At 47.0% G+C, this 26,223-nt stretch carries 27 protein-coding genes; 20 read left to right on the top strand and 7 right to left on the bottom strand.

From position 1 onward, the window contains the following. Nucleotides 1-34: 34 nt before the first annotated feature. Complete coding sequence (locus BM613_RS03705) at nucleotides 35-700, bottom strand: L,D-transpeptidase family protein (RefSeq protein WP_245926227.1); 666 nt, start codon at nucleotides 698-700, stop codon at nucleotides 35-37. Between the two features lie 274 nt (nucleotides 701-974). On the opposite strand from BM613_RS03705, the gene BM613_RS03710 reads away from it, so the two are divergent. Together BM613_RS03710 and fabI are read left to right on the top strand one after the other, a co-directional pair. Further along, a complete protein-coding gene (locus BM613_RS03710) occupies nucleotides 975-1,985 on the top strand; it encodes a M42 family metallopeptidase (protein ID WP_109429926.1) in 1,011 nt (336 codons plus the stop codon). Nucleotides 1,986-2,012: 27 nt separating this feature from the next. Beyond that, on the top strand, nucleotides 2,013-2,780 hold the full coding sequence (fabI, locus tag BM613_RS03715) for an enoyl-ACP reductase FabI (protein WP_109429831.1): 768 nt from the start codon (nucleotides 2,013-2,015) through the stop codon (nucleotides 2,778-2,780). Between the two features lie 256 nt (nucleotides 2,781-3,036). On the opposite strand, the gene BM613_RS03720 is transcribed toward fabI, so the two are convergent. Continuing rightward, nucleotides 3,037-3,972, bottom strand: coding sequence for an NYN domain-containing protein (locus BM613_RS03720; RefSeq protein ID WP_109429832.1), 936 nt, complete (start codon nucleotides 3,970-3,972; stop codon nucleotides 3,037-3,039). A 115-nt stretch (nucleotides 3,973-4,087) separates the two neighbouring features. After that, nucleotides 4,088-5,131 carry a lysylphosphatidylglycerol synthase transmembrane domain-containing protein gene (locus BM613_RS03725; RefSeq protein WP_109429833.1) on the bottom strand — a complete coding sequence of 348 codons (1,044 nt, stop codon included), beginning with the start codon at nucleotides 5,129-5,131 and terminating at the stop codon, nucleotides 4,088-4,090. A 155-nt stretch (nucleotides 5,132-5,286) separates the two neighbouring features. On the opposite strand from BM613_RS03725, the gene BM613_RS03730 reads away from it, so the two are divergent. The 6 genes from BM613_RS03730 (at nucleotide 5,287) to BM613_RS03755 (ending at nucleotide 11,594) form a co-directional block, all read left to right on the top strand. Then, the gene (locus tag BM613_RS03730) at nucleotides 5,287-8,448 is read left to right on the top strand and encodes a cation-translocating P-type ATPase (RefSeq protein WP_245926230.1); all 3,162 of its coding nucleotides are present in this window, start codon (nucleotides 5,287-5,289) and stop codon (nucleotides 8,446-8,448) included. Continuing rightward, nucleotides 8,399-8,614: a hypothetical protein gene (locus BM613_RS03735; protein WP_146192758.1), complete on the top strand. Its 216-nt coding sequence runs from the start codon at nucleotides 8,399-8,401 to the stop codon at nucleotides 8,612-8,614. Before BM613_RS03730 ends, BM613_RS03735 begins: the two co-directional genes overlap by 50 nt. Before the next feature lie 63 nt (nucleotides 8,615-8,677). Beyond that, nucleotides 8,678-9,052 carry a hypothetical protein gene (locus tag BM613_RS03740; RefSeq protein WP_109429836.1) on the top strand — a complete coding sequence of 125 codons (375 nt, stop codon included), beginning with the start codon at nucleotides 8,678-8,680 and terminating at the stop codon, nucleotides 9,050-9,052. A gap of 30 nt (nucleotides 9,053-9,082) precedes the next feature. Next, on the top strand, nucleotides 9,083-10,138 hold the full coding sequence (gene cax / locus BM613_RS03745) for a calcium/proton exchanger (RefSeq protein WP_109429837.1): 1,056 nt from the start codon (nucleotides 9,083-9,085) through the stop codon (nucleotides 10,136-10,138). Between the two features lie 41 nt (nucleotides 10,139-10,179). After that, a complete protein-coding gene (locus BM613_RS03750) occupies nucleotides 10,180-10,917 on the top strand; it encodes a TVP38/TMEM64 family protein (protein WP_181362872.1) in 738 nt (245 codons plus the stop codon). Continuing rightward, entirely contained in the window at nucleotides 10,914-11,594 is a 681-nt protein-coding gene (locus BM613_RS03755; protein ID WP_181362873.1) for a YjbE family putative metal transport protein, read from the top strand. Before BM613_RS03750 ends, BM613_RS03755 begins: the two co-directional genes overlap by 4 nt. Here the strand turns inward: BM613_RS03755 and BM613_RS03760 are convergent. The 4 genes from BM613_RS03760 to BM613_RS03775 are packed head-to-tail and all read right to left on the bottom strand — an operon-like array spanning nucleotide 11,567 to nucleotide 15,166. Next, complete coding sequence (locus BM613_RS03760; protein WP_109429840.1) at nucleotides 11,567-12,193, bottom strand: HD domain-containing protein; 627 nt, start codon at nucleotides 12,191-12,193, stop codon at nucleotides 11,567-11,569. The genes BM613_RS03755 and BM613_RS03760 overlap by 28 nt on opposite strands. Continuing rightward, nucleotides 12,190-12,897: a dTMP kinase gene (gene tmk / locus BM613_RS03765; RefSeq protein ID WP_219930623.1), complete on the bottom strand. Its 708-nt coding sequence runs from the start codon at nucleotides 12,895-12,897 to the stop codon at nucleotides 12,190-12,192. The genes BM613_RS03760 and tmk (BM613_RS03765) overlap by 4 nt, the downstream gene beginning before the upstream one ends. Next, nucleotides 12,894-13,610 (bottom strand): dTMP kinase, encoded by a 717-nt coding sequence (gene tmk, locus BM613_RS03770; protein ID WP_109429841.1) that lies wholly within the window; start codon nucleotides 13,608-13,610, stop codon nucleotides 12,894-12,896. The genes tmk (BM613_RS03765) and tmk (BM613_RS03770) overlap by 4 nt, the downstream gene beginning before the upstream one ends. A gap of 44 nt (nucleotides 13,611-13,654) precedes the next feature. Beyond that, nucleotides 13,655-15,166 carry a Ppx/GppA phosphatase family protein gene (locus BM613_RS03775; RefSeq protein ID WP_109429842.1) on the bottom strand — a complete coding sequence of 504 codons (1,512 nt, stop codon included), beginning with the start codon at nucleotides 15,164-15,166 and terminating at the stop codon, nucleotides 13,655-13,657. A 109-nt stretch (nucleotides 15,167-15,275) separates the two neighbouring features. Here BM613_RS03775 and BM613_RS03780 point away from each other — a divergent pair, with 109 nt between their 5' ends. From BM613_RS03780 to BM613_RS03835, 12 genes are all read left to right on the top strand, one after another. Next, nucleotides 15,276-15,575: a hypothetical protein gene (locus BM613_RS03780; protein ID WP_109429843.1), complete on the top strand. Its 300-nt coding sequence runs from the start codon at nucleotides 15,276-15,278 to the stop codon at nucleotides 15,573-15,575. Nucleotides 15,576-15,646: 71 nt separating this feature from the next. Then, on the top strand, nucleotides 15,647-15,952 hold the full coding sequence (locus BM613_RS03785) for a metal-sulfur cluster assembly factor (protein ID WP_109429844.1): 306 nt from the start codon (nucleotides 15,647-15,649) through the stop codon (nucleotides 15,950-15,952). A gap of 204 nt (nucleotides 15,953-16,156) precedes the next feature. After that, the gene (gene sufC / locus BM613_RS03790) at nucleotides 16,157-16,945 is read left to right on the top strand and encodes a Fe-S cluster assembly ATPase SufC (RefSeq protein ID WP_109429845.1); all 789 of its coding nucleotides are present in this window, start codon (nucleotides 16,157-16,159) and stop codon (nucleotides 16,943-16,945) included. A gap of 12 nt (nucleotides 16,946-16,957) precedes the next feature. Then, on the top strand, nucleotides 16,958-18,250 hold the full coding sequence (gene sufD, locus BM613_RS03795) for a Fe-S cluster assembly protein SufD (protein WP_109429846.1): 1,293 nt from the start codon (nucleotides 16,958-16,960) through the stop codon (nucleotides 18,248-18,250). Beyond that, a complete protein-coding gene (locus BM613_RS03800) occupies nucleotides 18,250-19,476 on the top strand; it encodes a cysteine desulfurase (protein WP_109429847.1) in 1,227 nt (408 codons plus the stop codon). Before sufD ends, BM613_RS03800 begins: the two co-directional genes overlap by 1 nt. Then, complete coding sequence (gene sufU, locus BM613_RS03805) at nucleotides 19,463-19,879, top strand: Fe-S cluster assembly sulfur transfer protein SufU (RefSeq protein WP_109429848.1); 417 nt, start codon at nucleotides 19,463-19,465, stop codon at nucleotides 19,877-19,879. Before BM613_RS03800 ends, sufU begins: the two co-directional genes overlap by 14 nt. Nucleotides 19,880-19,978: 99 nt before the next feature. Continuing rightward, nucleotides 19,979-21,376: a Fe-S cluster assembly protein SufB gene (gene sufB, locus BM613_RS03810; RefSeq protein WP_109429849.1), complete on the top strand. Its 1,398-nt coding sequence runs from the start codon at nucleotides 19,979-19,981 to the stop codon at nucleotides 21,374-21,376. Further along, nucleotides 21,376-21,684 (top strand): Rieske (2Fe-2S) protein, encoded by a 309-nt coding sequence (locus BM613_RS03815; protein ID WP_109429850.1) that lies wholly within the window; start codon nucleotides 21,376-21,378, stop codon nucleotides 21,682-21,684. Before sufB ends, BM613_RS03815 begins: the two co-directional genes overlap by 1 nt. A 41-nt stretch (nucleotides 21,685-21,725) precedes the next feature. Then, nucleotides 21,726-22,181, top strand: coding sequence for an RrF2 family transcriptional regulator (locus tag BM613_RS03820; protein ID WP_109429851.1), 456 nt, complete (start codon nucleotides 21,726-21,728; stop codon nucleotides 22,179-22,181). 212 nt (nucleotides 22,182-22,393) lie between these two features. Next, the gene (locus BM613_RS03825) at nucleotides 22,394-23,392 is read left to right on the top strand and encodes an ABC transporter ATP-binding protein (RefSeq protein ID WP_109429852.1); all 999 of its coding nucleotides are present in this window, start codon (nucleotides 22,394-22,396) and stop codon (nucleotides 23,390-23,392) included. Further along, on the top strand, nucleotides 23,389-24,396 hold the full coding sequence (locus BM613_RS03830; protein ID WP_109429853.1) for an ABC transporter ATP-binding protein: 1,008 nt from the start codon (nucleotides 23,389-23,391) through the stop codon (nucleotides 24,394-24,396). Before BM613_RS03825 ends, BM613_RS03830 begins: the two co-directional genes overlap by 4 nt. Before the next feature lie 32 nt (nucleotides 24,397-24,428). Further along, the gene (locus BM613_RS03835) at nucleotides 24,429-26,159 is read left to right on the top strand and encodes an ABC transporter substrate-binding protein (protein WP_109429854.1); all 1,731 of its coding nucleotides are present in this window, start codon (nucleotides 24,429-24,431) and stop codon (nucleotides 26,157-26,159) included. The last annotated feature ends 64 nt before the right edge of the window (nucleotides 26,160-26,223 follow it).

The following is a 26,223-nucleotide window of genomic DNA, read 5'->3' on the forward strand; positions in this document are numbered from 1 at the left end:
GACTCTCTCTTTTGGTGAATGCGAATGCGTCTACTTATGATTCGATAAGCCCTAGTAGTTGGTAGTCTTTGCGTCCGACAATCCCGTCAACAGGTAATCCATGTGCTTTTTCAAATGCTTTTAACGCCTGTTCAGTCGTTTGTTCAAAACGTCCATTGCAGGTGCCATGATAAAATCCGAAGTGGAGCAGACGTAATTGGACGAGTTGAACATCAGCCCCAATATCGCCGACGGCAAGATTGCGTGGATGTGCTAAAGGGTTTCCTGGAATGAAAACAGGAACACCCACGTGTACGAAGTTATACAATTCTTCGATGTCGTGATTATGCATGCGAATACATCCGTTACTCGCGTAATTTCCGATAGAAGAGGGGCGATTTGTTCCATGAATCCCATAGATCCCCCATGGTACATTGAGTCCTAGCCAGCGTGTACCAAATCCCCCGCCCCAGTCCTTGGATTTATTGGTGATCAACCAGTTTCCAATTGGCGTTGGTGTTTCTGGTTTGCCTAGTGCAACGGGATACGTTTTATACGGAGTATGATTTACATATACAACTAAGATTCGTTTGGATAATTCAATATGGAGTTCGATTGAAACGCGTTTCGTTGTCTCCGCTATTGCAGGATCTGGACGGGTGATCATAGGAGTAAGGAGGAAAATGAATAATCCTATGCCTATCAAATCACGTCTCATCATTGACTGTTACTCCAGTTTTCCATATAGCCTTCCTCCAAGAAGATATCCGCTCTTTCATTGTGAGCGAGAAGAATAGATTTTATGTAAGGTACTTTCGCAAGTTGGAGACTCGCTTAGAATATGGATATAAAGGATTCTCCCACAACATTCGCTATGAGTACTGCAATCATGGTACAATATGTTTATCGTGCGCATGACAGGCTTTATGGTGGGGTGGATCACATTTATGAAGTATTCAACAGCTCATGAACCTGGTTTTGATGACGCAGTAGAGATGGCGTTAAGTCATATTTTAAAGTTGGTTTCGATACCGAGCCCAACGGGATTTACAGAGCGCGCAATTGAATACTGTTATCGTCAGATTGCTCAGATGGGGTATTCTGTCGCACGCACATATAAAGGTGGACTCGTTGTGCATGTGCCTGGAAAGCGTGAACGCACGCGTGTTCTTGCAGCACACGTAGATACGCTTGGAGCCATCGTGAAGCAAATTTTGCAAAGCGGACGGCTCAAAATGTCTCCGATAGGCGGTTTTCGCTTTCATGCCGTCGAAGGTGAGTATTGTCAGGTACATACTTTAGAGGGTGCTGCTTATACAGGAACGATCGTCGCGCACAAAGCGTCTTCTCATGTGTATAAGGAAGCCGAAGAACGTACGGAAGATACAATGGAAATTCGCTTAGATGAAGTGGTGAAAAATGATCAAGATGTACGTAAGCTAGGGATACGTGTGGGGGATATCGTATCATTTGACGCGCGGGCAGTACTTCTTCCAAGCGGTCACTTAAAATCGCGCCATTTAGATGATAAGGCAAGTGTAGGCATTCTGATTGAACTTTTGCATCTTATTTTAGAGGAACACATTGAGTTGCCTTATAGTTTGACACTTCTCATTAGTACGGATGAGGAGATCGGATATGGTGGCAATTCGAATATTCCAGAGACCGCTTTCGAATATGTTGCAGTGGACATGGGGGCTATCGGTGAGGGTCTAGCTACGACTGAACATGTCGTCTCGATTTGTGCAAAAGATTCGAGTGGCCCTTACAATTATGATTTGCGGCGTTCACTTGTCTACTTAGCAGAACGCAATCATGTCGCGCATGCCATCGATATTTACCCTTACTATGCTTCAGATGCGAGTGCAGCCCGACGCGCCGGGTACGATCTTGCCACTGCACTCATTGGGCCTGGAATTGATTCTTCACATGCGTATGAACGAACACATCGTGATGCGATTGCAGCTACGTTGCGATTGCTTCTTTTGTATGTACAAAGTGAATAGAGAAGTTACTAATTGGAGGGTACATAGATGCTAGTTAAGGATAAAAATATTCTTGTGATGGGTGTTATCAATAAGCGAAGCATTGCCTGGGCGATTGCTCAAGCACTTCACGCGGCAGGTGCAAATCTGATGTTTACTTATCAAGGGGAGCGCATGGAAGAAAGCGTTCGCGAATTGGTCAATGATGCGATGCCAGGCTCTCTCTTGTTGCGTTGTGATGTCACGAATGACGCGGAAATTGACGCGGTGTTTCAACATCTAGAGGAAAAAGTCGGCGTTTTGCACGGTATTGTGCACAGTATCGCATTTGCTAAAGCGGAAGATCTAAATGGTATGTTTGTTGAAACCTCTCGTGACGGATATCTTCTCGCACAGAATATCTCTGCTTATTCCCTTGTAGCTGTGGCAAATCGCGCGCGTAAGATAATGACAGAAGGCGGTAGCATCATGACGATGACATATCTTGGCGGAGAGCGCGTCGTGGAAAATTATAATGTGATGGGAGTAGCTAAAGCAGCGCTCGATATGAGTATGCGATATTTGGCCAACGAGCTTGGGCCACAAAATATTCGGGTCAATGCAGTTTCTGCAGGGCCGATTCGGACACTTGCGGCAAAAGGGGTAAAGGATTTCAATAAAATTTTGCACACGATCGAAGAAAAGGCTCCTTTGCGTAGAACAACAGATGCTTCAGAAGTAGCGGATACTGCTTTGTATTTGATGAGTAATTTATCTCGTGGTGTAACAGGTGAAGTGATCCATGTAGACAGTGGGTACCATATTCTCGGATTTTAACCTATACGACAAGAAAGAAGAAGGCCGACTACGGCCTTCTTCTTTTGACTATTCAGCGCACATCATAATCCCGAGAAAAATAAGGGCGGACATCATAGGAGCACTCATAACCGAGTTCATAATAAACTCAGTCGACGTAGTCTGTCAAGATTCGACGCGCTGATTTTTATGCACAGATTGATTTGGCGAAAATGGATACGCCTTCATAACAACAGTTTTTTTACCGACCATAACACCGACACTGTGATGAGTTCCTTTAGAAATTCGTAGGGATCTGTTCACGTGTTACATCAACATCTGTGTTTAAGACGATGTTTTTATGTGTCCCATATTCATTTGTGCGCAGTTCTTCGCGAATATAGTTCCCTCGATGCAAGAGATCAATCACTTGACTCGCTGTGTTACTTGGAATTGCCAAATAGTCTGCAAGTCCGTCACGCAACCACTTAGGACCCAAGTTTTTTGTTTTGTTGGCAGGTTGAGCATGCCATTCGGCGATGTAATCAATCGCTTCTTCTAAGAAATCTGAGGGATTCTTCGGGCTGACATCCACACGCAAGAATTCGAGCAAATCATAGCTTTCATGGGCATAATTGCGAATATCCGTATGTTTGGCAATCGCGTCTTCTACATAGAATAGTTCTACGTGTTTGCCTCTATACAACATCCGACTCATGATAGGAATCATATCGCTGTCTGCAGTTACGAATACATAGCAAGTGATATTTGGATCAGAATAAGAAGTCTCCATGGCATCGATAGACAACTCAATATCGGAAGCATTTTTTGCCTTGTCTTCACTTTTTCCGTTTGCATATACATGTCGAATTTGTATTCGCTTTTTCTGCAGACTGGTTAAATTCGCGTCCACTTGTTCAAAATCGGCGTATGCTTTAAACATGCGAATGTTATCCATCCCGTAGAAGGTCCATAATCGTTCAAACAAATTTTTTTCAATATCTTCATGGTCTGGATCATGTCGGTATCGATTCATCAACGTCCAATAGACATTATCATAATCTACGAAAATCGCAACGTTATCCTTTGCATTCTTTCGCGCGGAATGATTCAGTGCCTGCTCAACAGCATTTGCAATGACTTGACTGAATTTGCGCACTGCGAGCTCATCACTGCGCTGATCCCAGTCTTCGCGGGATTTTCCCCCGGAAGACGTCGCTCGTTCTTCTTTCATGTACAGCCTCCTAATCTATCGCGGAACAATTCCGCATGTATTGATATGTTCTCCAACTTCTCCTATTTTCCTGCACGTCTTCACAACATTTATATGCATGGATCGCCGTAGAAAGTTACGGCGCTTGTATGTCTTGCGAGATTTGCTTTGTAAGCCAGGCCTGATACAAAAGACCAGCCAAAATCGGCAACCAAAAGGACGGAATTCGATACAAAAGAGTTCCTGCTAACGCGATTGGGAGCGGGACGCCAAACCATCTGAGCGCAGTGGTCAAAGCGACCTCCACGACCCCTAACGTAGTGGGAGCAAGTGATACCACGGAAAATAAAAGGGTTAACGAATACGTGTAGATCGCAACAGATAAGTCAATTGGATGATGCAAAGCGAGAAAACAGATCATTAGCATCCCTACGCGCACCGGATATATAGCAAACAGTAATCCAACTACAGTCATCATGCGAAGTGGGTGGGATTTGATCACTATCCATTCTTTGCGCACCTCATGGTTTGTATACCAGTGTAATTTATTTTGAACTTTACTGATAAATCGCGCAATCGGTCCATCGAGTCGGGCCTTTTCGGAGATCGTCTCCTGTTTCATGCGCTTCACATAGAACAGCCAAAGTAAACCAAGTAAAGTGAATGCGACGAGAAACCACGCGAAGCCTTTTTCTGCTTCTAGGATGGCGCTCTGTGGTTCCCCGGGCAATAAAACCAAGACGCGCAAGCAGACAAGCACAAGCGGCAGGAGCGCAAGATAGCTAAGGAGAGTCATCCAAACACTCACTGCGATCGAATTGCGCAGTCCTAAACCGAATCGTTCGCCCCAAAAGATAAAGCCAGCAGTTCCAGAGGCGCCAGAGGTTGGCATGACTTCGTTTAGCATTGTAGCGTGCACGAGCATGCCAAGTAATACACTCCAACGAGGGAAGCAATTATAGAGTTGGTACAGTTGTTTTGCCGCGAGAGCTTGCAGTGCGAAGTAGAGCCACTCACAAACGATCGTCACCATCGCAACCAGCAAGTTCGCGTGGGTCAGATAAGGAAAAGCTGCTTCAATGGTTTTATGTTCTTTATAGGCCAGTAGAGCGATCAAAAGCATAATGACGCTGCCCCAGAGCAACGACAAAGTATGGCGCAGGGAAGGAGAGATGTTCACTAGCCCCGCTCCTTTCTTTCTGTCATATTACCACAGATTGCGCTTTTCGCCATGTCGTGTTTTGCGTAAATGGATGTCATTTCCGCGAATACGTGATTTTGCAGGAGTGATACTACGAGCATGGCCAAAAGATACGGGATCTGGATAAGGTGGCGATGAAAGCTTTGGCGATACAATTGCAGTGTGAATTGGTTCGAGAAATTCCTGGAAGAATGCGATTGACTGTGGCCCATATGCGACGTGATCGTGCTATGGCGAATTTTGTGCAAAAACATCTGCAGGAGCATTTGTCATGTGACACGATTCGCGCCGATGCGGCAACCGGGCGTGTCCTCATTTGTTATGAACCTCGTTTAGCAAACTACGCTGGTTTTATCAATGAAGTGCGTGCGCGTGTTGATGAAGCTGTTGTCGCGTATATTCAGCACAGGCGTAAAGAAAGACACCTACCTTATGAGGGAGAGACTCAGACCCTTCATCAGTCAGAGTTGCTGCAAAGTGCCGCGAGCAAGAGCAAAGAAGAAAAGCTCCTACCTTTCAAAGCGATTTTAGGTGATGATAAAGAGCATGGCTTAACAAGTGAAGAAGTAAAACAACGTCTTGCGATTCATGGCTTAAATGTCCTACCTAAGCAGCATAAACCGACGGTTTGGCGAGTTTTGTGGATGCAAATAAGCGATTGGATGTCACTTACGCTTGTTGGGGTGGCGGTGGTCTCGCTTTTGACAGGACGTGCGTTTGATGCGCTCACAATCACTGCGGTGCTCGCTGTCAATAGTGTCGTGGGCATTTTGCAAGAGCGGCGCGTCAGTCAAGAAGTTGAGGCATTGAAAAGTATGACTTCTTATGCGGCGACTGTCATTCGCGATGGAATTGCCCAAGTGGTACCTGCTTCTGAAGTCGTAATAGGTGATTTGGTCTTGCTTGAGGCGGGAGATCGTGTGCCTGCTGATGGGGTTATTTTACAGGCAGTTGGTCTCGAAGTGGATGAATCTCTGCTCACAGGTGAATCGCAGCCTACGCCAAAGATTGAGCAAGGTGCAGTAGAACTTGACTTGCTCGCGCAGAATTCATTATTTGACGCGACCTATGCGGTATTTATGGGTACGGGTGTTACGCGCGGCAAAGGAAAAATGCTGGTAACTGCGACTGGAGCAGCAACGCAAATGGGCAAGTTGGCTGCTTCCTTGTCCACTGTCGAAGTGCAGCAGACGGTTTTGCAAGAGCGCATTCACAGTTTTGGGCGCATGCTGGTGGCTGGGATTTTGGCCACGGTCGCTGCAGTGATTGTCGTCGGATTGTGGCGTGGGTTGCCATTGACACATTTGTTATTGACTGCGATGGCGCTTGCGGCTTCGGCGATTCCAGAGGGGCTGCCACTTTTGATTACGATTGGACTTACAGCGGGGGTGCGGCGGGTTGGAAAAACGAGTTTAGTCATTCGCAAACTATCCTCGCTTGAAACTCTGGGTCGCGTCACAGTGATCTGTTCTGATAAGACAGGTACTCTTACAAAAAATGAAATGACAGTGCGTCAACTCTGGACGTCGTGTGGACGGTATCGCGTTTCTGGAGATGGGTATGATCCGCGCGGGGAAATTTCTTTCTTGGGGGCGGATCCGGGTGTTTCTGATCACGGCGTAGTCCAAACACTCGCGCGTTTGGGGGGGCTGTGCAATGATGCGGAACTTTGCTATCGTGGCAAACCGCTTACATCTTATTCGGGGATGTCAGTAGAAACTACTGACGCGACGCAATTTTCCGTGCGCGGTGATCCGACGGATGGGGCTCTCCTTGTGATGGCATTAAAAGCGGGTTGTGATCTGTCAGAGATCACACAGGCACAACGCATGCATGAATGGGTCTTTACGCCTGAGCAAAAGCGGATGAGTGTCGTTTATGCAAAAGAGGGTCAGTTCGAATTTATTGCCAAGGGAGCGGTTGAGGAGATTTTGGTGCGTTCGTCAGCTTTGCTTACAGAAGCAGGAGTTAAACCGCTTACTCTGGCACTGCGCACAAAGATTATTGATGAAATGAGCACATTTGCGGCACAAGCGATGCGAGTTATGGCAGTGGCATATCGACCGCTTGCAACTGCTGAACAGGAACTTCTTTCTCAGGTTGACCAGGAGGGGAGTGTGCGTGAACGCCTTGAGCGCGATCTGATTTTTGTAGGACTTGTCGGTATGGTCGATCCTTTGCGAGCGCATGTAGAAGAGAGTATTCAGCTCTGCCGCGAAGCCAATATTCGCGTCCTGATGATTACTGGTGATCATCCGGTGACTGCGGCTGCCGTGGCGCGCGAGATCGGCCTGGTCGCAGGCGAAGAAGAACCGCTAGTCCTTACAGGAGCAGAGGTTGAAAATATGTCGATCCAACAACTCGCGCACGAGGTAGAAAAAGTATCGATTTTTGCGCGTATGTCTCCCCAGCATAAATTAGCGATCGTAGATGCATTAAAGCTGCGCAAACAAGTGGTAGCGATGACAGGGGATGGAGTAAATGACGCGCCAGCTGTTCGTCGTGCTGATGTTGGGATCGCTATGGGCAGACGCAGCACGGAAGTCACGCGGGAAGCAAGTGTCATGACGGTGGCAGATGAGAACTTCTCTACGATCGTCAGTGGTGTGAAAGAAGGCCGAGATGTTTTAGGGAATATTTTACGCGCACTCGGATACTTGCTATCAGGTAATTTGGGAGAAGTTCTCTATGCGGCTTTTGCTGTATTTTTAGGAATGCCCTTGCCTTTTGTACCTGTACAAATTCTCTTGATTAATCTATTGACAGATGCGGCCCCAACCATTGGTCTTGTGACAAGACCCCCACATACTCCGGCTGCTTCGCGGCAAGCGTTAACACAACAACGCGATTTTTTAGACAAGCAGTATGTAAGGCAGATTTTCACACACGCAGTCGCGATTGGATTTTCTACTCTCGGTGTATTTGCTCTTGGACTAAAGATTTCTGGGCGCTTGGCGATTGCTCAGACGATGGCCATGGTGACATTGTCTTTGGCTGAATTACTGCATATCGAAAGCTGGCATCACGATGAAGAACCTGCTCCCTTGCCAGTGCCTTCCGATCGTGTGTTGCGTGTAACTTTTTATGGATCACTACTGATGATTGCGGGCTCTCTCTATCTAGCGCCCTTACAACACATCTTTCAAACGACTGCTCTGCCCATTTTTTATCTAACGATTTCAGTTGCAGGGGCGTTTGGCGCCTATGCAGTGCAAACAGCATTTCGAACAAGGGGGTATGGCCGTGTTGGCAGACGTGCAAAAGCGCTTACAGCAAGCGCAGGAATTGTTGCATGAGGCGATTGATTTAAGTTTGCAGCAATTTATGTCAGGACAAGCAGACAAACAGACGCTGGCGCGTGAGTGGAGTGGATTTGTCGGTGATTTTTTCGGCTACATTAAAAGCAAGAGCAAGGAGACAAAGCAAAATCTTCTAACCTGGATTCACTTTCCTAATTCCTAGTTTTGTGTGTGGGCGCACTTGTGAAAAAGGGAAGGTATCATGAGGAGAAGGAGTCGACAGAGTATGGCGCAAGGTCCAAATCAGCAAAAGAAGTGGTGGATGGGGATAAGTCTTGTAACGCTTGGTGCGGTTGCGCACCCGACGGTACAACAATGGCTTCGAAAGGTGCTTGTCAAAACTGCACAAGGCATTCTTGAAGTAAAGGATGAGGCGATCGAAATGTATGCATTGACGCGCGAAGAATTAGAAGATATTGTGGCAGAAGTGAAGTATCGTAGACGTTTTGAGAAGATGGCAGTCGCAGGATCTAAGGTTACTGAGACCATTCATCAGGAGCCCATTTTGGAGAATGCAAAAAGGTCGCGAGTGCAAACTTCGCCTACTGAGTCTGAAGATCTGCAGGGTGTAGATGTGCTTTTGCAGGTACATGAACGGTAGTAGACAAGCAGTACAGGAGTGAAAGCACAAATGATGGGCAAAGGGTGGCAACTTGTCATTACTTTTGCAATCGCGGGGGTTGCGTATGCGCTTGATCTTTTGCCATTAAGCCCTATCTTGCGATTTTTGCTTGCTGCCCTTGCAATTATTTTTTTAGCTCGACTCATCGGGCAGGAGACAGAGCGTTTAGGGGATGTGTTTGGCTCTTCTGTCGGTGCGTTACTTGGGGCGACTTTTGGCAATGCGGTGGAACTCTTGATCTCGATCATTGCTTTGACTCAAGGGCTCACGACAGTAGTTAAGGCGAGCATTGTCGGAAGTATCCTCGCAAACTTACTGTTGACGCTTGGTCTTTCGATGATTGTAGGGGGCATGCGCAGACGCGTACAATCGTTTAATCAAATTAAAGCGGGTGTCAACAGTGTCATGTTGTTTGTTGCGGTGATCGGGCTTACGATCATGAGTATTGAATCGCTCATCGCACCCCAAGTCATGGGGAAAGAAGCTCTCAGTATTGGGATCGCAATTGTTTTTTTGATTGTCTATTTTTTAGGATTTGTCTTTTCCCTGTTTACGCATCGGACCTATCTGGCTGCTGGCGATCACGGGCAGCAGGCGCGTGTTGAAGCACAACGAGTCTGGTTACACATTGGGATATTGTTAACTGCGACAGCCATTGTAGCTGTTTTGAGTGACCAGATTGTTGCAACGCTTACTCCGCTTGCACGTCAGTTACACTTAACCGATCAGTTTGTCGGATTGATCTTTGTGCCTCTGATTGGAGCTACCCCTGAATTTTTCACTGCTTTGTTATTAGCTAAAAACAATCGAATGGATGGCAGTGTGGAGATTGCAGTCGGTTCCAGTTTGCAAGTCGCACTTTTTGTGGCTCCTGTACTTGTTTTAGTCGGATGGGCATGGGGTCGGCCTCTTACGCTTGTTTTTAGTGCGATTGAAGTCATTGTGGTCTTTTTAGCTACGATTCTAGTTAGCTTGGTCTCATTAGATGGAGAATCTCATTGGTATGAAGGGATCATGGTTACAGCGACTTATGTTATTTTTGCGTTGCTGTTTTATTTTTCCTAACGTGGTTAGCTTTCGATATTCCAAGACTCATGGAATTTTATGTGGCGGATAAACTAAGCGTAACGGCAGGAAAAGGACGTGATCCGATCGGAACGCATGTGCGCATTCGCAAAGTGATTTTCTTTGCAGTTTTGATTGGTGGGGCCGCTTGTTTCTTGTTTTTCTTATATCGGACGGGCATATGGTTTAAAATTCCTGACGCCTTGAGGCGAGCAGGGGTGTTTGGGGTTGCGATCAGCTTTTTGATGATTGTTTTCCAAACAGTGGTGCCCTTTGCGCCTTTTGCCCTTTTAGCTGGCTTTAACGTGACGGTGCACGGGTTTATCTTAGGGTATTTGATCACTTTTGCTGGTGCTTTTACAGGTGCTGTACTTCTATATTGGGTAGCAATAAAAGCATGGGATACTTTTTTACAAAAGCCGTTACATCGTTTTTTACATCGACATCCCAAAATGGATAAGGCACTTCGCCAAGTTTCGCGAGAGCGCAGTGCATCCGTTTTTTTTGTGATTTTAACGTTGCGGTTACAGCCATGGCTGCCATCTTCAGCGATTGATATTATGGCTGGGGCGGCGCATGTGCGCTTTTGGCCGTTTGTTGCAGCGACAATCGGTGGACAAGCTCCGATGATTGCTTTGGAATCGTATGTGGGCCATCGAATCTTACATTTTCGTACACATCAGCGTGAAATTTGGATCATTGGCATTGTGAGTGTTTTGCTGTTGATCATTTATTGGGCCATCCGCTATCGTAGAGCGCGCGCAAAAATGAATGAGTGAAGGGATGGGCACTGCTCGTGTGGATGGGGATTTTGGCGAAAGTAATAGAAATTTTGTTGGTCAATCTCGTTTTATCAGGGGATAACGCACTCGTGATTGGCGTGACAACGTTGCGCCTTTCTGCTCATCAAAGACGCTTAGCCGTGCTATTTGGCACTGCAATCTCGATCGTGCTGCGCATTTGGCTCACTCTGTTTGCCGGGGGATTGATGACTCTACCGTATCTCCAAGTTGTCGGTGGAATTTTCTTATGCTTTATTGCATGGTCTTTGCTTCGTGCCGAACAGCAAGTGGAATCTGCTCAAGAAGCCGTGAAGTCAAGGCCGAAAACGTTATTGGGGGCCATTTTTGCAATCGTCTTTGCGGATATTATGATGAGTATTGACAATGTGGTTGCTCTAGCTGGCATTGCTGCGGGCAATGAAGGCGTTTTGATCTTAGGGTTGATCATCAGTATTGCACTGATCATGTTTGCTAGCACAATCCTTACAAAACTTATTGCTCGTTACCGTTTTTTTCTATATGCTGGCGCTTTGATGATCGTATGGGTAGCAGGGGGCATGATGGCAAAAGACCCGATGGCTGCACATCTACCGCACCTGCTTTTACCTTTCACCGCACTGTTTCTTACTAGTTTTCTGTATGGGGTTCAACGGATTTTTAGAGCGAGTGAGTGACCAAACGCCATTTTCCAGGCATCGGCTTTTTTCTCTGCAAGACGTTTGGCATGAGTGGCTTGTAAACCAGTCACTTCAAGAACATAGCGGTCTTGCTCAAATTGACCGCCTAGGATTCTAACTCCTGCTGCATGTTTGCGATCGAGGCCATCTGCTACGCGCAAGATGGCAGCGAGCTGAAATAGCTCTTTGCTGCCCTTAAAATGTGTGATTAACCAACTGCGATCGGCCTTTTTTCTGTGAGTAAAAGCGAGAGCAGCTACATCATCGCGCACTTTTTTCTCCCAGGTTGTCGTTTGCCGCGCCGTCTGAATCAGATAGCGACTATGCTTGTGATGTCCTTTATCATTGATAAAATGCCCTATATCGTGCAACAGTGCAGCGAGGGTAAGCCGTAAGAGCAACTGGTGCTCATTTGAATTTTGCCGCAAGGGTTGCTCATGACTGAATCCGACGGATTTTGTTAACGTAAAAAGTTGTCTGCTAAAATGCATCACTCGTTCGCAGTGAGCTTGGTCTGTCTGATATAAGGACATGAGTTGAATGGTGTCTCTTTGTTGTTCGGGAGATAAGATGGAGACTTCTACAGTCCGCGTCATTTCTCTTCACCGAGCAGGCGTGATACATGCAAACGCAGATCAGCTTGCACGGCTTGGATACTACGCGCGCCTTGTAATGTAACAAAATCAAATTCCTCAGCTAATTCATCAAACTGTTCTTGGCACATGGTTTGATAGCGATGAAAGCTTTCAAACATGTCGGCCGACAGGGAAAGATCCATTCCAGATTCCCAGTATTCTAAGTACCCACGCTTTTGAAAATGTCGGTGTAATAATACCTCTGGAGCGAGTTGGAGATAGAAAGTTAAGTCGGGAATCAGTGCAAAGCCAAACAGTTCGTGAAGCCAATCTGGATCGGCTCCGCGCACGAGATCGCGCACCATGAGCGTAAAGATATAGCGGTCAGCAATCACGATAAAGCCAGCGCGCAGGGCGGGAATGATTTTGTTTTCCAGTTGATCGGCAAAATCTGTGGCATAGAGTAAACTCAGAGTCGTCTTGCCTAGCACATTTCCTTTTTTTGCTTGATCGATCACACTACTGACTAAGTCAGAACGCTTGATCCCTGTATCCATGACAGCATGCCCATTAAATTCCAGCCATTGTTTTAATAACATGGTTTGTGTCGAGCGACCGGAACAATCGGCTCCTTCAATGACAATTAACTTACCACTGTAGTTGGAATCTTGCAGATAGGGGAGACCGGCGCCGTAAAAACGTTCTTCCATCGATTGCGTGTTCATGCCCGCTGTTCCTCCTGTGATACGCTTGGAGCGACGTAATCGCGCAAATGTTCCATAACTGCTTTGCGCACTTTTTGTTGTTGCTTTTCTACAGATTTTGTTGCATCGACGACAAAGAAGTGCTCTTCTTCAATCATGTCATCATAATGGTTCTTAATCATTCCTTGGAAGAGTTTGAAACTCTCGATCGGGTCTGTTGATAATCCGAGGTCGAGTCCCGCCTCATGGTATTTTAATTGAGGACGAGAACTTAGAATACGCTCGAGTGAGACGTCGAGTGGCGTTTGGAAATAGAAGCTAATTGTTGGCTTAACGGCAAAGCTATAAACATTTTTCACCCAGTCTGGATCACATCCGCGTGCCATGTCACGTGCATATGCAGTGTAGATATAGCGATCGGCAAGCACAATGTAGCCGGCGCGCAAATGTGGCAGCATCATTTTTTCATAGCGATCTGCGAAGTCGCAGGCATGAATGAGGCTGAAAGTCGTAGGAGTTAGCAGATTTTTCTTTTTCGCCTTTTTATTTGCTGCTTTAATGAGTTCACTTGAATTCCACTCTGTGAAAAAGACGGGATAGCCCTGATCTTCCAACCAGCGTTTCAGCAAATAGATCTGCGTGCTTTTTCCAGATCCATCGGTCCCTTCTACAATAAATAAACGTCCGGGATAATTCATGGTACGTCCTAATCCGCGTGCTTTGCGCAGCCGCATAATGAGAAAGGCCCCTTTCGTATGACAATTCATTCTGTCTGTGGTTATTTTTCCTCAGATTCGATCCGCAGGGTGCGTTTGAAATTCTTTTTTACATAAGGCGCACAACTTTGTGCTGCTGCTTGTTCTACTTCAATACCTTGTGTGCTGTAGGTCATAAGCACGAGTTGATGATCATCACTCTTTACGCTAACGCGGTGAATGCGGCGTTCGTGACGTCTGTCTAGGGCTTCGGCTAAGCGCACAAGTACGCCAAGTTTTGTAGCGAGTTGCAAATCTTCTTCCGTAAGCAGCAGTCGGTAAGGGGCACAAATCTTGCGCAATTTACTCTTCCCTTTAAAAGATGCGGCAGCGGCAGCAAGAATTATCTCTCGGTGTGTAAGGCCATAGAGTGCACTGTTGAGAATGAGATAAAAGGTATGGCGATCATAATGATAATAGCTCACCTGTACGCCGATGCGGTGCAACATCGCTGCTGTAAAGAGGATGCGATCAGCGCCTGCAGAGAGAAATCCCCATTTTATCATATCTCGATATAAATAAAAGGCGAGATCGGTAACGTGGGTGGCATGCACCTCAGATTCCTGAAATCTTCTTAATGTGTTTAGTACACTATCCCTCAATACGCGAGCAGGCTCTAGGGTGGGTTCTCCTAAGATGTGAGAATAAAACACCCCATCGCGTAAACCTCGTCCACTGACGCGAACCTGCTGGCTGTGTAAAAGTTCGATTAATGCAAGCAAAATGGTCGCTCCAGGAACAATCAAGTCTACTCGATCACGCGATAACCCTTCGACTTTTTTGCGCTGATTGACAGGCAGGGCGCCGAGCCATATCACCGTTTCGCGCAGTTCTTCTGCACTCATGGTGTAGTTGTGCGTGATCGACAAGGGATAACCGATGCGCGCCTGGTGTACACTGGCTAAATTTCGCAGCGTACCGCCAATGCCGATGATTTCAATGCCAGGGTGAGCGGTTAGATACGGTTTTGCGCGCAGCGCGGCAACGATTGGGCTGATTGCACTTTGAATGCTTTCTCGTGTGCTAACAGTCGGCCAATTGTGACTGAGTGTCACTGCACCAAAGGGAAATGAATGAGTAGCAATCAGTTTCCCGCCTTCTAGCAAAGAAATTTCTGTGCTCCCGCCGCCGATGTCAATCACATAGGCGGTGTCGACACGCAGCGTGTGTGTAATCGCGCTATAACCTAACAGCGCTTCTTCTTCGCCGCTAATGACTTGAATGTCAAGTCCGATCTCTTGGCGTACAAGTCGAACGATGTCATCGCGGTTTTTTGCAGCGCGCAATGCTGCTGTACCGATGGCCACGAGTCGAGATACGTTATACGCTTTACACAGTCCTTGAAATTCGCTTAAATGAGTCATGAGTTCTACGATGCCGCGTTCAGACAGTGTACCATCTGCTTGGATGGCGTTGCTCAAGCGAGGTGTGGATTTATGTTCATCCACAACGTAAAATCCACCATTGTCAAAGCGTTTCAAGATAGAGAGTCGCATGGAATTGGATCCGATGTCCATGATGCCGGTAAGTGTCACACTGCTTGTCTCCTTACACCGAGGTTTCCGCGCCAATAGGTGTAGTATACCGAAAAAAATGAACTCATGTTAAACTGTTGTCAATTGCTTTTCGAAAGGTGTTTGCAAGATGACAAAGCGATACAGTGTAGAACAGGTGGCAGAAATGCTTGGTCGCGATCTTCTTACAGTTCGCACAGCGGTAGAGACATTGCATAAACAGCGTGCACTTTCCGCTGAAACTTTTTTATTTGCCAAGCGTGCTTGGCGTGTTACGCCCTCTGACGTGTCAAAAATCCAGATCTATCTCGACGAACAGGTAACAGGGAGTATGAGGCATCACGAACGCAAAGTGCGACGTGTCGTAAAACGACAAGTGATCGCTCCGCCACAATCAGATCTTCAACCGGACGGGGAGAACAGCGAATAGAGTGAGCTGCTGTAGATGGACAAAGTAAATCAGGTTCGTTACGATTTGAAAAAGAGTAAGGAGGAGTTTTCATGATCACAGAAGAAGCCGTGTATGAGCAGTTAAAAGAAGTGCTAGACCCGGAGATTCAAATCGATGTCGTCAATCTCGGAATGATCTATGGAGTTACGGTCGTCGATGGGGGAGAACGTGTGATTGTTCGCATGACGCTTACGACGATGGGGTGTCCTGCGATGGAAGAACTGCAACATGACATCATTAAGCGCATTCAACAATTGGGGGCAAAAGAGGTGGAAATTGACCTTACCTTTGATCCGCCTTGGAACAAAGAGATGATGTCGGAGGAAGCGAAAATGGTCATGCGATATTTGTTTTAAAAGAATCATTATTTTACGTTGCTCGCGCCGATGTGCGCGAGTTTTTTTATTGTGAAGCAGGGCGGAATCGCTTGCAATTTTGGCTCTATGTGATAGCATAAAGGTGACTAAATTAGTCAACTTTTCGAGAAGACCAATGATCATGATAAACCATAGGAAAGTGCACGACGATCCATTTGTGCTGATCGCTAGGAGGATACTTAAATGAGTACAAGTCCAGTGTTGCAAATCAATGATTTATATGCATCCGTAGAAGGAAAGCAAATTTTAAAAGGAGTTAATTTAACGGTTCGAGGCGGGGAAGTGCACGCGATTATGGGTCCGAACGGAACCGGGAAAAGCACACTTGCTTCGGCGCTGATGGGGCATCCTAAGTATGAAGTGACTGGTGGAACCGCCTTGCTAGATGGTGAAAACCTACTTGAGCTGGCAGTGGACGAGCGTGCCCGTCAAGGTCTCTTTTTGGCGATGCAGTACCCAAGTGAAGTATCAGGGGTTTCCAATGCAAATTTTATGCGTATCGCGCTCAATGCCAGACTTGGAGAAGGCCATGAAATGCCTGTGTTAAAGTTTCATCGTGAGTTGCAAAAAAAGATGAAGGCACTCAGTATGGATCCTTCCTTTGCAGAGCGTTATTTGAATGAAGGATTTTCAGGTGGAGAAAAGAAGCGCAATGAAATCTTACAAATGACTGTTTTAAAACCGCGGATTGCCATTTTAGATGAAATCGATTCGGGTCTTGACATTGACGCGTTGCGTATTGTTGCTGAAGGAGTGAATTCGCTGCGTGGACCTGAATTTGGTCTTTTAGTCATCACGCACTACCAGCGCTTGCTGCAATATATTGTTCCGGATTATGTTCACGTGATGATGCAAGGGCGCATTGTTCGTTCAGGAGGTCGGGAACTTGCCTTAGAATTAGAACAACGTGGCTATGACTGGTTAAAAGAGGAACTAGGAATCGTGGACGAAACGGTATCAGCAGGTGTATAGGGGGTTTCACGTGTGAGTGTACTAAAGGATCGATCTGTTATGGCGAAAGATTTGGAAATGTATAGTGCAACGCGGTTGGAGCCGGATTACGTCGTTCAGTTGCGCCAACGCGCGCTAGAATTGTATGAGGCGCTGCCGGTTCCTCAATATGAAAAGAGTGATTTGACAAATCGACGTGTAGATGCGTTTACAATAAACACCACACCTCCTGATGAGCATTTGTGGCGACCTGTAGCAGAGCCGTATATTGCACAACATGCAGAAGCCCCTTTACTCGTGATCGCAGATGGAGTGTTGGTATACTCGCGTGGACTAGAAGCGGCGGCTGCACAAGGCGTGATTTTTAAGAGCCTACAAGAAGCTGTTGTGTCTCATCCAGAATTGATCAAGCAATATTTACACTCTGTGGTGCCACAGGATGAAAATCAGTTCATTGCTTTAAATAGTGCACTCTGGCGCAATGGTGCATTTGTCTACATTCCGCGCAACATGATGTGGGAAGCGCCGTTGCAGATGATTTCCGTAACGACTGTGGGGGGGCACGGGACATTTGTGCACAATTTAATTTTGGCAGAGGCGCAAAGTCAAGTGCAGTTTGTAGAAATTTATGCGGCGCCGCCGACGCTTAGCGACGAGTTGCATGTAGGTGTGACTGAAGTTGTCGTACAGGATGGTGCGCACGTAAAAATCGGTACACTTCACGATTTTCCAACGCATTCGACAAACGTGATCGTGCGTCGTGCAAAAGTTTTGCGTGATGGACAAATGGATTGGATCGCTGGCGAAGTCAGTGAAGGCTATACAGTGATGGAGTTTGGTTCTGTGTTAGAAGGCCAGGGGAGTCGCAGTACCAGCCATGCAATCGCATTTGGTTCGAAACGGGCTCATTTTGATCTCACGTCGCGCATGGTGCATGTGGCGAAGTTTAGTGACAGCGACACGACGGCGAGAGGCGTGATGCAAGACCAAGCAGAAGCGGTTTACCGCGGACTTACACATATTTTAAAAGGGGCAAGCGGTGCGAACGGGCAACAATCAGAAAAGTTGTTAATGCTAAGTCCTGAAAGTCGCGCCAATGCGATCCCGATGTTGCTAATTGATGAAAATGACGTGAAGTGCGGGCACGCCGCGTCTGTTGGACAGATTAATGAAGACCAGCTTTTTTATTTGATGTCAAGAGGGATTTCGGAAGCAGAAGCAAAACGCATGGTTGTATGGGGATTTATTGATCCTGTACTTTCCGAGTTGCCGATTGCTGCTGTGCGCGAAGCTGTCGAGTCTGTGCTTGAGAGGAAGATGGCGTGATGGAACAATCGATGATTTTGCGCGACTTCCCTATTTTAGATCAAAAAGTAAATGGCAAGCGGCTCGTTTACTTAGATAGTGCGGCGACTTCACAAAAGCCGCAGCAAGTGATTGAAGCGCTAGAAAAGTACTATCGTGAATACAATTCAAATGTTCATCGCGGGGTTCACACGTTAGGATCCTTGGCCACAGACGCTTATGAGGGGGCGCGAGCAAATGTCGCCCACTTTATTCACGCGCCGTCAGAGAGTCAGATCGTGTTTACGCGCGGCACGACCGAATCGTTAAACATGATTGCTCATGGGTATGCACGTCCGCGGCTAAAACCTGGTGATGAAATTGTCATTACTCCCATGGAGCATCATAGTAATTTGATTCCTTGGCAACAAGTTGCACAGGTGACGGGAGCGACGCTCAAATATATTCCGCTACAACAAGATGGCACAATTGCGCTTCAGGATGTGCGCGAGACAGTGACGCCAAAGACGAAAATTGTCGCGATGGTGCATGTGTCAAACGTTCTTGGCACGATCAACCCCGTGAAAGAAGTAGCGCGGATCGCTCATGAAAATGGGGCCATCATGGTGGTTGATGGCGCTCAATCGGTTCCGCATATGCCAGTTGACGTGCAGGATTTAGATTGTGATTTTCTCGCGTTCTCAGGGCACAAAATGATGGGGCCGACAGGTATTGGCGTACTCTATGGGAAACGCAAAGTACTCGAAGAAATGGAACCGGTGCATTTTGGCGGCGAAATGATCGAAACCGTTGAATTGTTCTCGTCCACCTGGAAAGGGGTTCCTTGGAAATTCGAGGGGGGCACTCCCATCATAGCGGGTGCAGTCGGATTGTCTGCTGCAATTGATTACTTACGCGCGATTGGGATGGCAGAGGTTCAACGAATGGATTCAGAGATTACGCAGTATGCGCTCAAGCGATTGAGTCAGGTACCAGACTTGACGATCTATGGACCGCGTGGAGAACGTGGGGGTCTCGTAACGTTTAATCTTGCGGGCGTGCATCCGCATGATGTTTCTACTGTCCTTGATGCGGAAGGAGTGGCGATTCGCGCTGGTCATCATTGTGCACAACCGCTCATGCGCTGGCTTGACGTAGCGGCAACGGCTCGCGCGAGTTTTTACATTTACAATACAAAGGACGACATCGATGTGCTCATTCATGCGCTAGAGACGGCAAAGGAGTTTTTTGGCCATGCAATTAGATGACTTGTATCGACAAGTGATTATGGATCATTATCAGCATCCGCGTAATCAAGGCAAGCTTGAGGGCGATGCGCTTTCGGTAGATATGAAAAATCCGACATGTGGCGATGAGATTACGCTCCAGTTACAAATTGAGGATGGCATTGTAAAGGACGTGCGTTTTAAGGGTGTTGGATGCTCGATTAGTATGGCGTCTGCCTCGATGATGACAGAAGCGATTAAAGGAAAGACCGTGGAAGAGGCACTGGCGCTTTCGGAAGAGTTTCGCAAAATGATGAAGGGCGAGACGGTTGAGGATGAGGAGCTGGGTGATTTAGAGGCTCTGGCAGGTGTTTCGAAGTTCCCGGCGCGCATTAAGTGTGCAACCCTTGCTTGGCATGCACTCGAGCGCACTGCGCAAAAATAGGAACAAGAGATCAAAGAACCTGCATGAACGGGAAGTATCCATGTCCGATTGGTATCGCGCATTTCGATAGAACAAAAGTGAAGTAGAGGGGGACTTGCGATGAGTAAGACACTGCCAGAACTATCCGAATACCAATATGGTTTTCGCGATAAAGATATTTCAATTGTCAAGTTTGAAAAGGGACTCTCACGCAAAGTCGTCGAGGAAATTTCGATGATGAAAAATGAACCAGGTTGGATGACAGATTTCCGTTTGCGTTCACTCGATATTTTTCATGCGAAACCGATGCCAACCTGGGGTGGGGATTTATCAGATCTTAATTTTGATGAGATCACCTACTACGTCAAACCTTCTGAGCGTCAAGGAAAAACCTGGGATGAAGTGCCGGAGGAGATTAAAAATACGTTTGATCGTTTAGGAATTCCGGAAGCTGAACGAAAGTTTTTGGCAGGGGTTTCTGCACAGTATGAGTCAGAAGTCGTCTACCATTCGATGCAAAAGGAACTTTCCGATCTTGGAGTCATTTTCACGGATACAGATACGGCGCTACGTGAATATCCGGAGATTTTTAAGGAGTATTTCGGTACGATCATCCCTCCAGAAGACAACAAATTTGCCGCATTGAATTCGGCGGTTTGGAGTGGTGGGAGTTTCATTTACGTACCTAAAGGCGTGCGTTGTGAAGTGCCATTACAAGCGTATTTTCGCATTAACTCAGAAAATATGGGGCAGTTTGAGCGGACGTTGATCATTGCGGATGAAGATTCCTTTGTCCATTATGTAGAGGGTTGTACAGCTCCGATTTATAGTACGAACTCCTTGCACTCTGCCGTTGTAGAGATCATTGTAAAAGAGCGAGGGCGGGCACGCTACACGACGATTCAAAACTGGGCGCCTAATATCTACAATCTCGTGACAAAACGCGCTGTTGCTTATGCGGATGCCACGATGGAATGGATCGATGGCAACATCGGTTCAAAATTGACGATGAAGTATCCAGCTATTTACATGGTGGGTCCTCGCGCGAAAGGCACAGTACTTTCGATCGCGGTCGCTGGCAAAGGTCAGCATCAAGATGCGGGGGCAAAAGTGGTGCACGCTGCACCTGACTGTACATCGACAATCGTCTCAAAATCGATCAGTAAGCATGGTGGTAAGGCTACCTATCGTGGACTTGCATACTTTGCAGAGAATGCAGACCATTCAAAGTCGAACATTAAGTGCGATACGTTGATCCTCGATCAAGCATCGACGTCTGACACGATTCCTTATAATGAAATTGAAAACAACACGGTGACGCTTGAGCATGAAGCGACCGTCTCACGTGTGAGTGAAGAGCAATTGTTCTATTTGATGAGTCGCGGTATTTCTGAAGAAGAAGCGACACGTATGATCGTTATGGGTTTCATCGAGCCGTTCACAAAAGAATTGCCTATGGAATACGCAGTTGAAATGAACCGTCTCATCAAATTTGAGATGGAAGGATCGATTGGTTAATGTCTTTGGTGAAGGTCGCTTCACTTCCTGCGCTGCAAGAACAATCTATGCAGCGAGTGCGAGTGAATGATACGGATGTGTTGCTTTTATGGGTGAATGGCACGGTTTATGCAGTAAGTGATACATGTACACATGCACGCGTAAGTTTAGCTGATGGCTGGCTTGAAGGAGATATTCTTTGCTGTCCGAGACACGGTGGCAAATTTGATTTAAAGACGGGAAAAGCAGTTGCTTTTCCCGCGATCCGTTCCCTGCCAAAATATCTTGTGCACGTAGATGGCGAGGATGTGTATGTCGATGTCGAGTAACGGAGAGTGATCTCCTGAAGTGACAAAGAGGAGGGGCACCAGTGAAAGTATCGAAGCGCACGGAATATGGACTGCGCGCGATTGTCACCTTAGCGGAAGCGGCACAAACCGCAAACCACCCGATTCCTCTGCGTGAGATTGCAGAAGCCGAAGCGATTCCGGATGCATTTTTGGACCAGATCTTCGCCTTGATGCGGCGTGAAGGACTTGTCAAAAGTGTTCGCGGAGCGAACGGTGGATATTTGCTCGCGCGCGATCCGGCGGAGATTTCGATGGGGCAAATTATTAAATTACTTGAAGGCGATGTGGCGCCGATCGGCTGTGTAAGTGATGACTTCCCCTTTCCAGAAGAATTTTGCAGCAAGGCAGGCCGCTGCTCGACGCGCAATGTGTGGCTAAAGTTAAATGAAAGTATCATGCGCACACTTGATGGCATCTCACTTGCTGATGTACTAGCCGATGGTCAAAGTACGGCTGCATTGTCTGTGATAAGCTAAACGGAAAAATGAAGAAATGAAGAAACGGAAGATAGGGAGATGACCTTCTATATGAGCGTCATCTCCTTTACACTTTCCGATATTTTTACACACTTTTTACACTCTTGTTATCCACTTTTTGTGATAACTTAATAGTCAGACACATTATATCGCGAATTGGCGCCTCGATTCGCAGAAAAATTCAAGGATTCCATTGATTCTGGAGGTGCACGGTGGCGGAGCCATTGTTGAAAGTTCGCAATTTAAGAACGTATTTTATTAGTAAGAATTCCACGGTGAAGGCAGTTGACGGGGTAGATTTTGAAGTCTATCCAGGGAAAGTGCTAGGCATCGTGGGGGAATCAGGAAGTGGAAAGAGTATGACCTCTTTATCGGTCATGCGTTTAGTTCCTGGACCTCAAGGTAAGATTGTCGAAGGGGAGATCTTACTTGAAGGTCAAGATCTTTTGCAGCTTTCTGAGCGCGCGATGCGCGATGTTCGCGGCAATCGCATCGGCATGATCTTTCAAGAGCCGATGAGCGCGCTCAACCCTGTGTTAAAGATCGGGGAGCAGATTGGCGAAGTGCTTGTTCGCCATCGTAAAGTAACAAAGGCTCAGGCGAAAAAGCAAGCAGTCGCACTTTTGCGCAGTGTTGGATTTCCGCGGGCGGAGCAGATTGTGGATGAATATCCGCATCAATTGTCCGGCGGAATGAGGCAGCGCGCGATGATTGCGATGGCTATGGCTTGCGAGCCGTCTTTGCTAATTGCAGATGAGCCGACAACGGCGCTTGATGTGACGATTCAGGCGCAGGTGTTAGATCTGATGCGCAGCCTTAAGGAACAAAATGGAACGGCGATTCTTTTGATTACGCACGACCTTGGTGTAGTTGCACAAATGGCAGATGACGTCGTAGTGATGTATGGGGGTCAGGTGGTCGAAGCGGCCTCGGCGGATGAAATTTTTGATCACCCCTTACATCCCTATACCCAAGCATTGATGGCTTCTATCCCGGTGATCGAAGAAGAGCGCGAGCGATTGCAGGCGATCCCAGGGACAGTGCCAAGCGCTGCAGACTTTCCGTCTGGATGTCGATTTGCCCCACGCTGTGCATTGGCAGAAGAACGCTGCCACGAACAAATGCCTGAGTTGCGCGAAATTTCCCTCGCACATGCGGTGCGCTGTCTCGTAGTTCAAGGGAAAACCGATCGAAGGGAGAATGCAACATGAGTGTAGGTGCCCCCGAATCCTTCGAAAAATTGCAGACTGTGCAACCGCTGCTTGAGGTGCGCAATATCAAAAAATATTTTCCAATAACAGGAGGGGTTTTGCGGCGTACGATTGGACACGTCAAAGCAGTTGATGACGTCTCATTTACGTTAAATGAGGGGGAGACGCTCGGCCTGGTTGGAGAGTCAGGGTGCGGGAAATCAACACTGGGTCGCGTGATCATGCGCATTTATGAACCGACGGAAGGCACGCTTACGATCAATGGACAAGAGATCAGTCACCTCAAAGGAGAAGCATTGCGCAAACTGCGTCACCAATTTCAGATGGTCTTTCAAGATCCCTATTCGTCATTAAATCCGCGCATGAGTGTAGGCTCTCTAATTGCCGAGCCACTCCTTGTGAATCGGCGAGGTTCACGTGCACAGATTCAAGAGCAAGTGGAGTCTTTGCTTGCTATAGTCGGCCTGAGTCCTGAGGCGCGTGTGCGTTATCCGCACGAGTTTTCTGGAGGGCAGCGCCAGCGCATTGCAATTGCACGGGCACTCGCTTTGCGGCCAAAATTAATCGTGGCGGACGAAGCGGTTTCAGCACTTGATGTGTCGATTCAGGCGCAGATTTTAAATTTACTTGCCGATTTACGAAAAGAGTTCGGGTTGTCCTATGTGTTTATTTCTCACAATCTGGCGGTCGTTAAACATGTGAGTGATCGGGTGGCGGTGATGTATTTAGGGCGTTTGGTTGAACTTGCGCCAAAGTCAAAGCTCTATACACAACCCCTGCACCCGTATACGCAAGCGCTACTCTCTGCAGCACCTGAGCCAAAACGCCATGTGGCACGTGAACGCATTGTCCTTATGGGCGATGTGCCTAGTCCAGCAAAACCGCCGAGTGGATGTGCGTTTCACACGCGCTGTCCACAGGTGATGGATGTATGTCGCAGCTTGCGCCCGGAGTTAAAAGAGCACACACCAGGGCAATATGTTGCTTGTCATATTTACTCATAACAGAAAAAGAATCAGAATAGGGGGCTACATAAATGCAAAAGAAAACGACTATTTTTTCAGCAGCAGCCGTCGTCACGTTATCTGCATTACTTGCAGGGTGCGGTGGCGGGACAAATAGCGGGAGTGGATTGGGTCAAGCGGTTTCGGCAACCCCCGTAAACGGCGGCACGATTGTACAGGATTTTCCCACCTCATTTGGCTTGAATTTCATCCCTTATCTCTCGACCTCCTACTATACTCTCCAAGCATGGGCATTGCAATTTGATTCATTGCTGCAATTCAATCAAAACGATCAATTGATCGGCGACCTCGCAGACAAATGGACCGTCTCGCCAGACAAAAAGACGTATACCTTCTATTTGAATCCCAATGCCAAGTGGTCCGATGGCACACCGATCACTTCAAAAGACGTGCAACTTGGCGTCGATTGGCTACTATCAAAAAGCTACAATGTCACAGATGGCGGTTCCTATGGCTACATCCTTTCAAACGTTGTGGGTGTTCCGTCAAGCGGTTACCTCCCTGATGGACAGACGCCTTCTGGTTTTAAGATCATCAATTCACACGAGTTTTCGATCACGGTACAGCACGCCGATGCGGCTGTGCTTACCGCAGATTTGGCTGGTATTGTGCCCTTGCCCTATTCGGTACTTGGGAAAATTCCAATGTCGCAATGGAAAGGGTCCCCATTTGACAAAAAACCATGGCTTGGCAGTGGCCAATTTATTATGACAAGTCTCGTTCCAGGGCAATCGATCACACAAAAAGCAAATCCTTATTATGTATTTGGCAAACCTCACATTGAGTATAATGTCTGGAAGGTGATCAGTCCGGATGTCGTCGATGGGGATCTCGCTTCGGGCCAAGTGACGATTTCAAGCATTCACGCAACAGATGCGGCGAAGATGCGGCAAATTCCGAATGTTTCTGTAAATATTGAACCGACTAATGGATTTGATTATTTGGGCTGGCGATTAAATAACAGTGAATATGGCGATATTTTTAGTCGTGTGCGGTTTCGCCAAGCGGTAGAATATGCGCTAAATCGTCCTGCGATGATCAAAGCCCTATTTGACGGTTATGGTGTCGTTGAGAACGGACCCCTACCCCCCATTAATTTCTGGTATAACCAGGCATTAAATGGAACCTATCCATACGATCCTGCAAAGGCCAATCAATTGCTTGATGCACTAGGTATGAAGATAAAAAATGGTTGGCGGACATTGCCAAATGGGCAACCTTTTACCCCGACGCTGACGATTTCAAGTGGTGATGCAAACATTCAACGGCAAGCAGATTTTGTTCAGTACTACTTAAAGCAAGTGCATATTGATTTGAAAATTTTGCCTCCTATTAACTTTAATACGATTTTGAATCAATTGAACAACGATGCGAACGGCAAGCAGCCGATTCAAGGATTTCTGTTAGCGTGGAGTCTCAGCAATGATCCAGATCCACGAGGGCTATGGCGCGCGACAGATACGATGAATACTACGTCGATCGACTGGACGAATACAAAAGATCCTGCGATTCAAGAAAACGACAAACTGATTCACGAACAACATACGCGACAAGCGTTTGATCAACAATATCGCATTAGCATTCTGAATCAGTGGCAACAACTGCTTAACCAACAGATGCCAGAGAACTTCTTGTTTGACCAAGATACGGTCACAGCATATAACAAAAATTTACACGGTGTTGTCTTCTCTCCTTACGGTGCTTTGTTTGAGTACAAATGGTGGCTGTCGCCTTCAAGCTAAGGCATCCTCTATGAAAGTCTATTTGTGAAAAATAAGAAGGGCAGGTCATGCCGCCTGCCCTTTC

The organism is Sulfoacidibacillus thermotolerans (genome assembly GCF_003144315.1).
GTDB classification, from domain to species: Bacteria; Bacillota; Bacilli; order Alicyclobacillales; family SLC66; genus Sulfoacidibacillus; species Sulfoacidibacillus thermotolerans.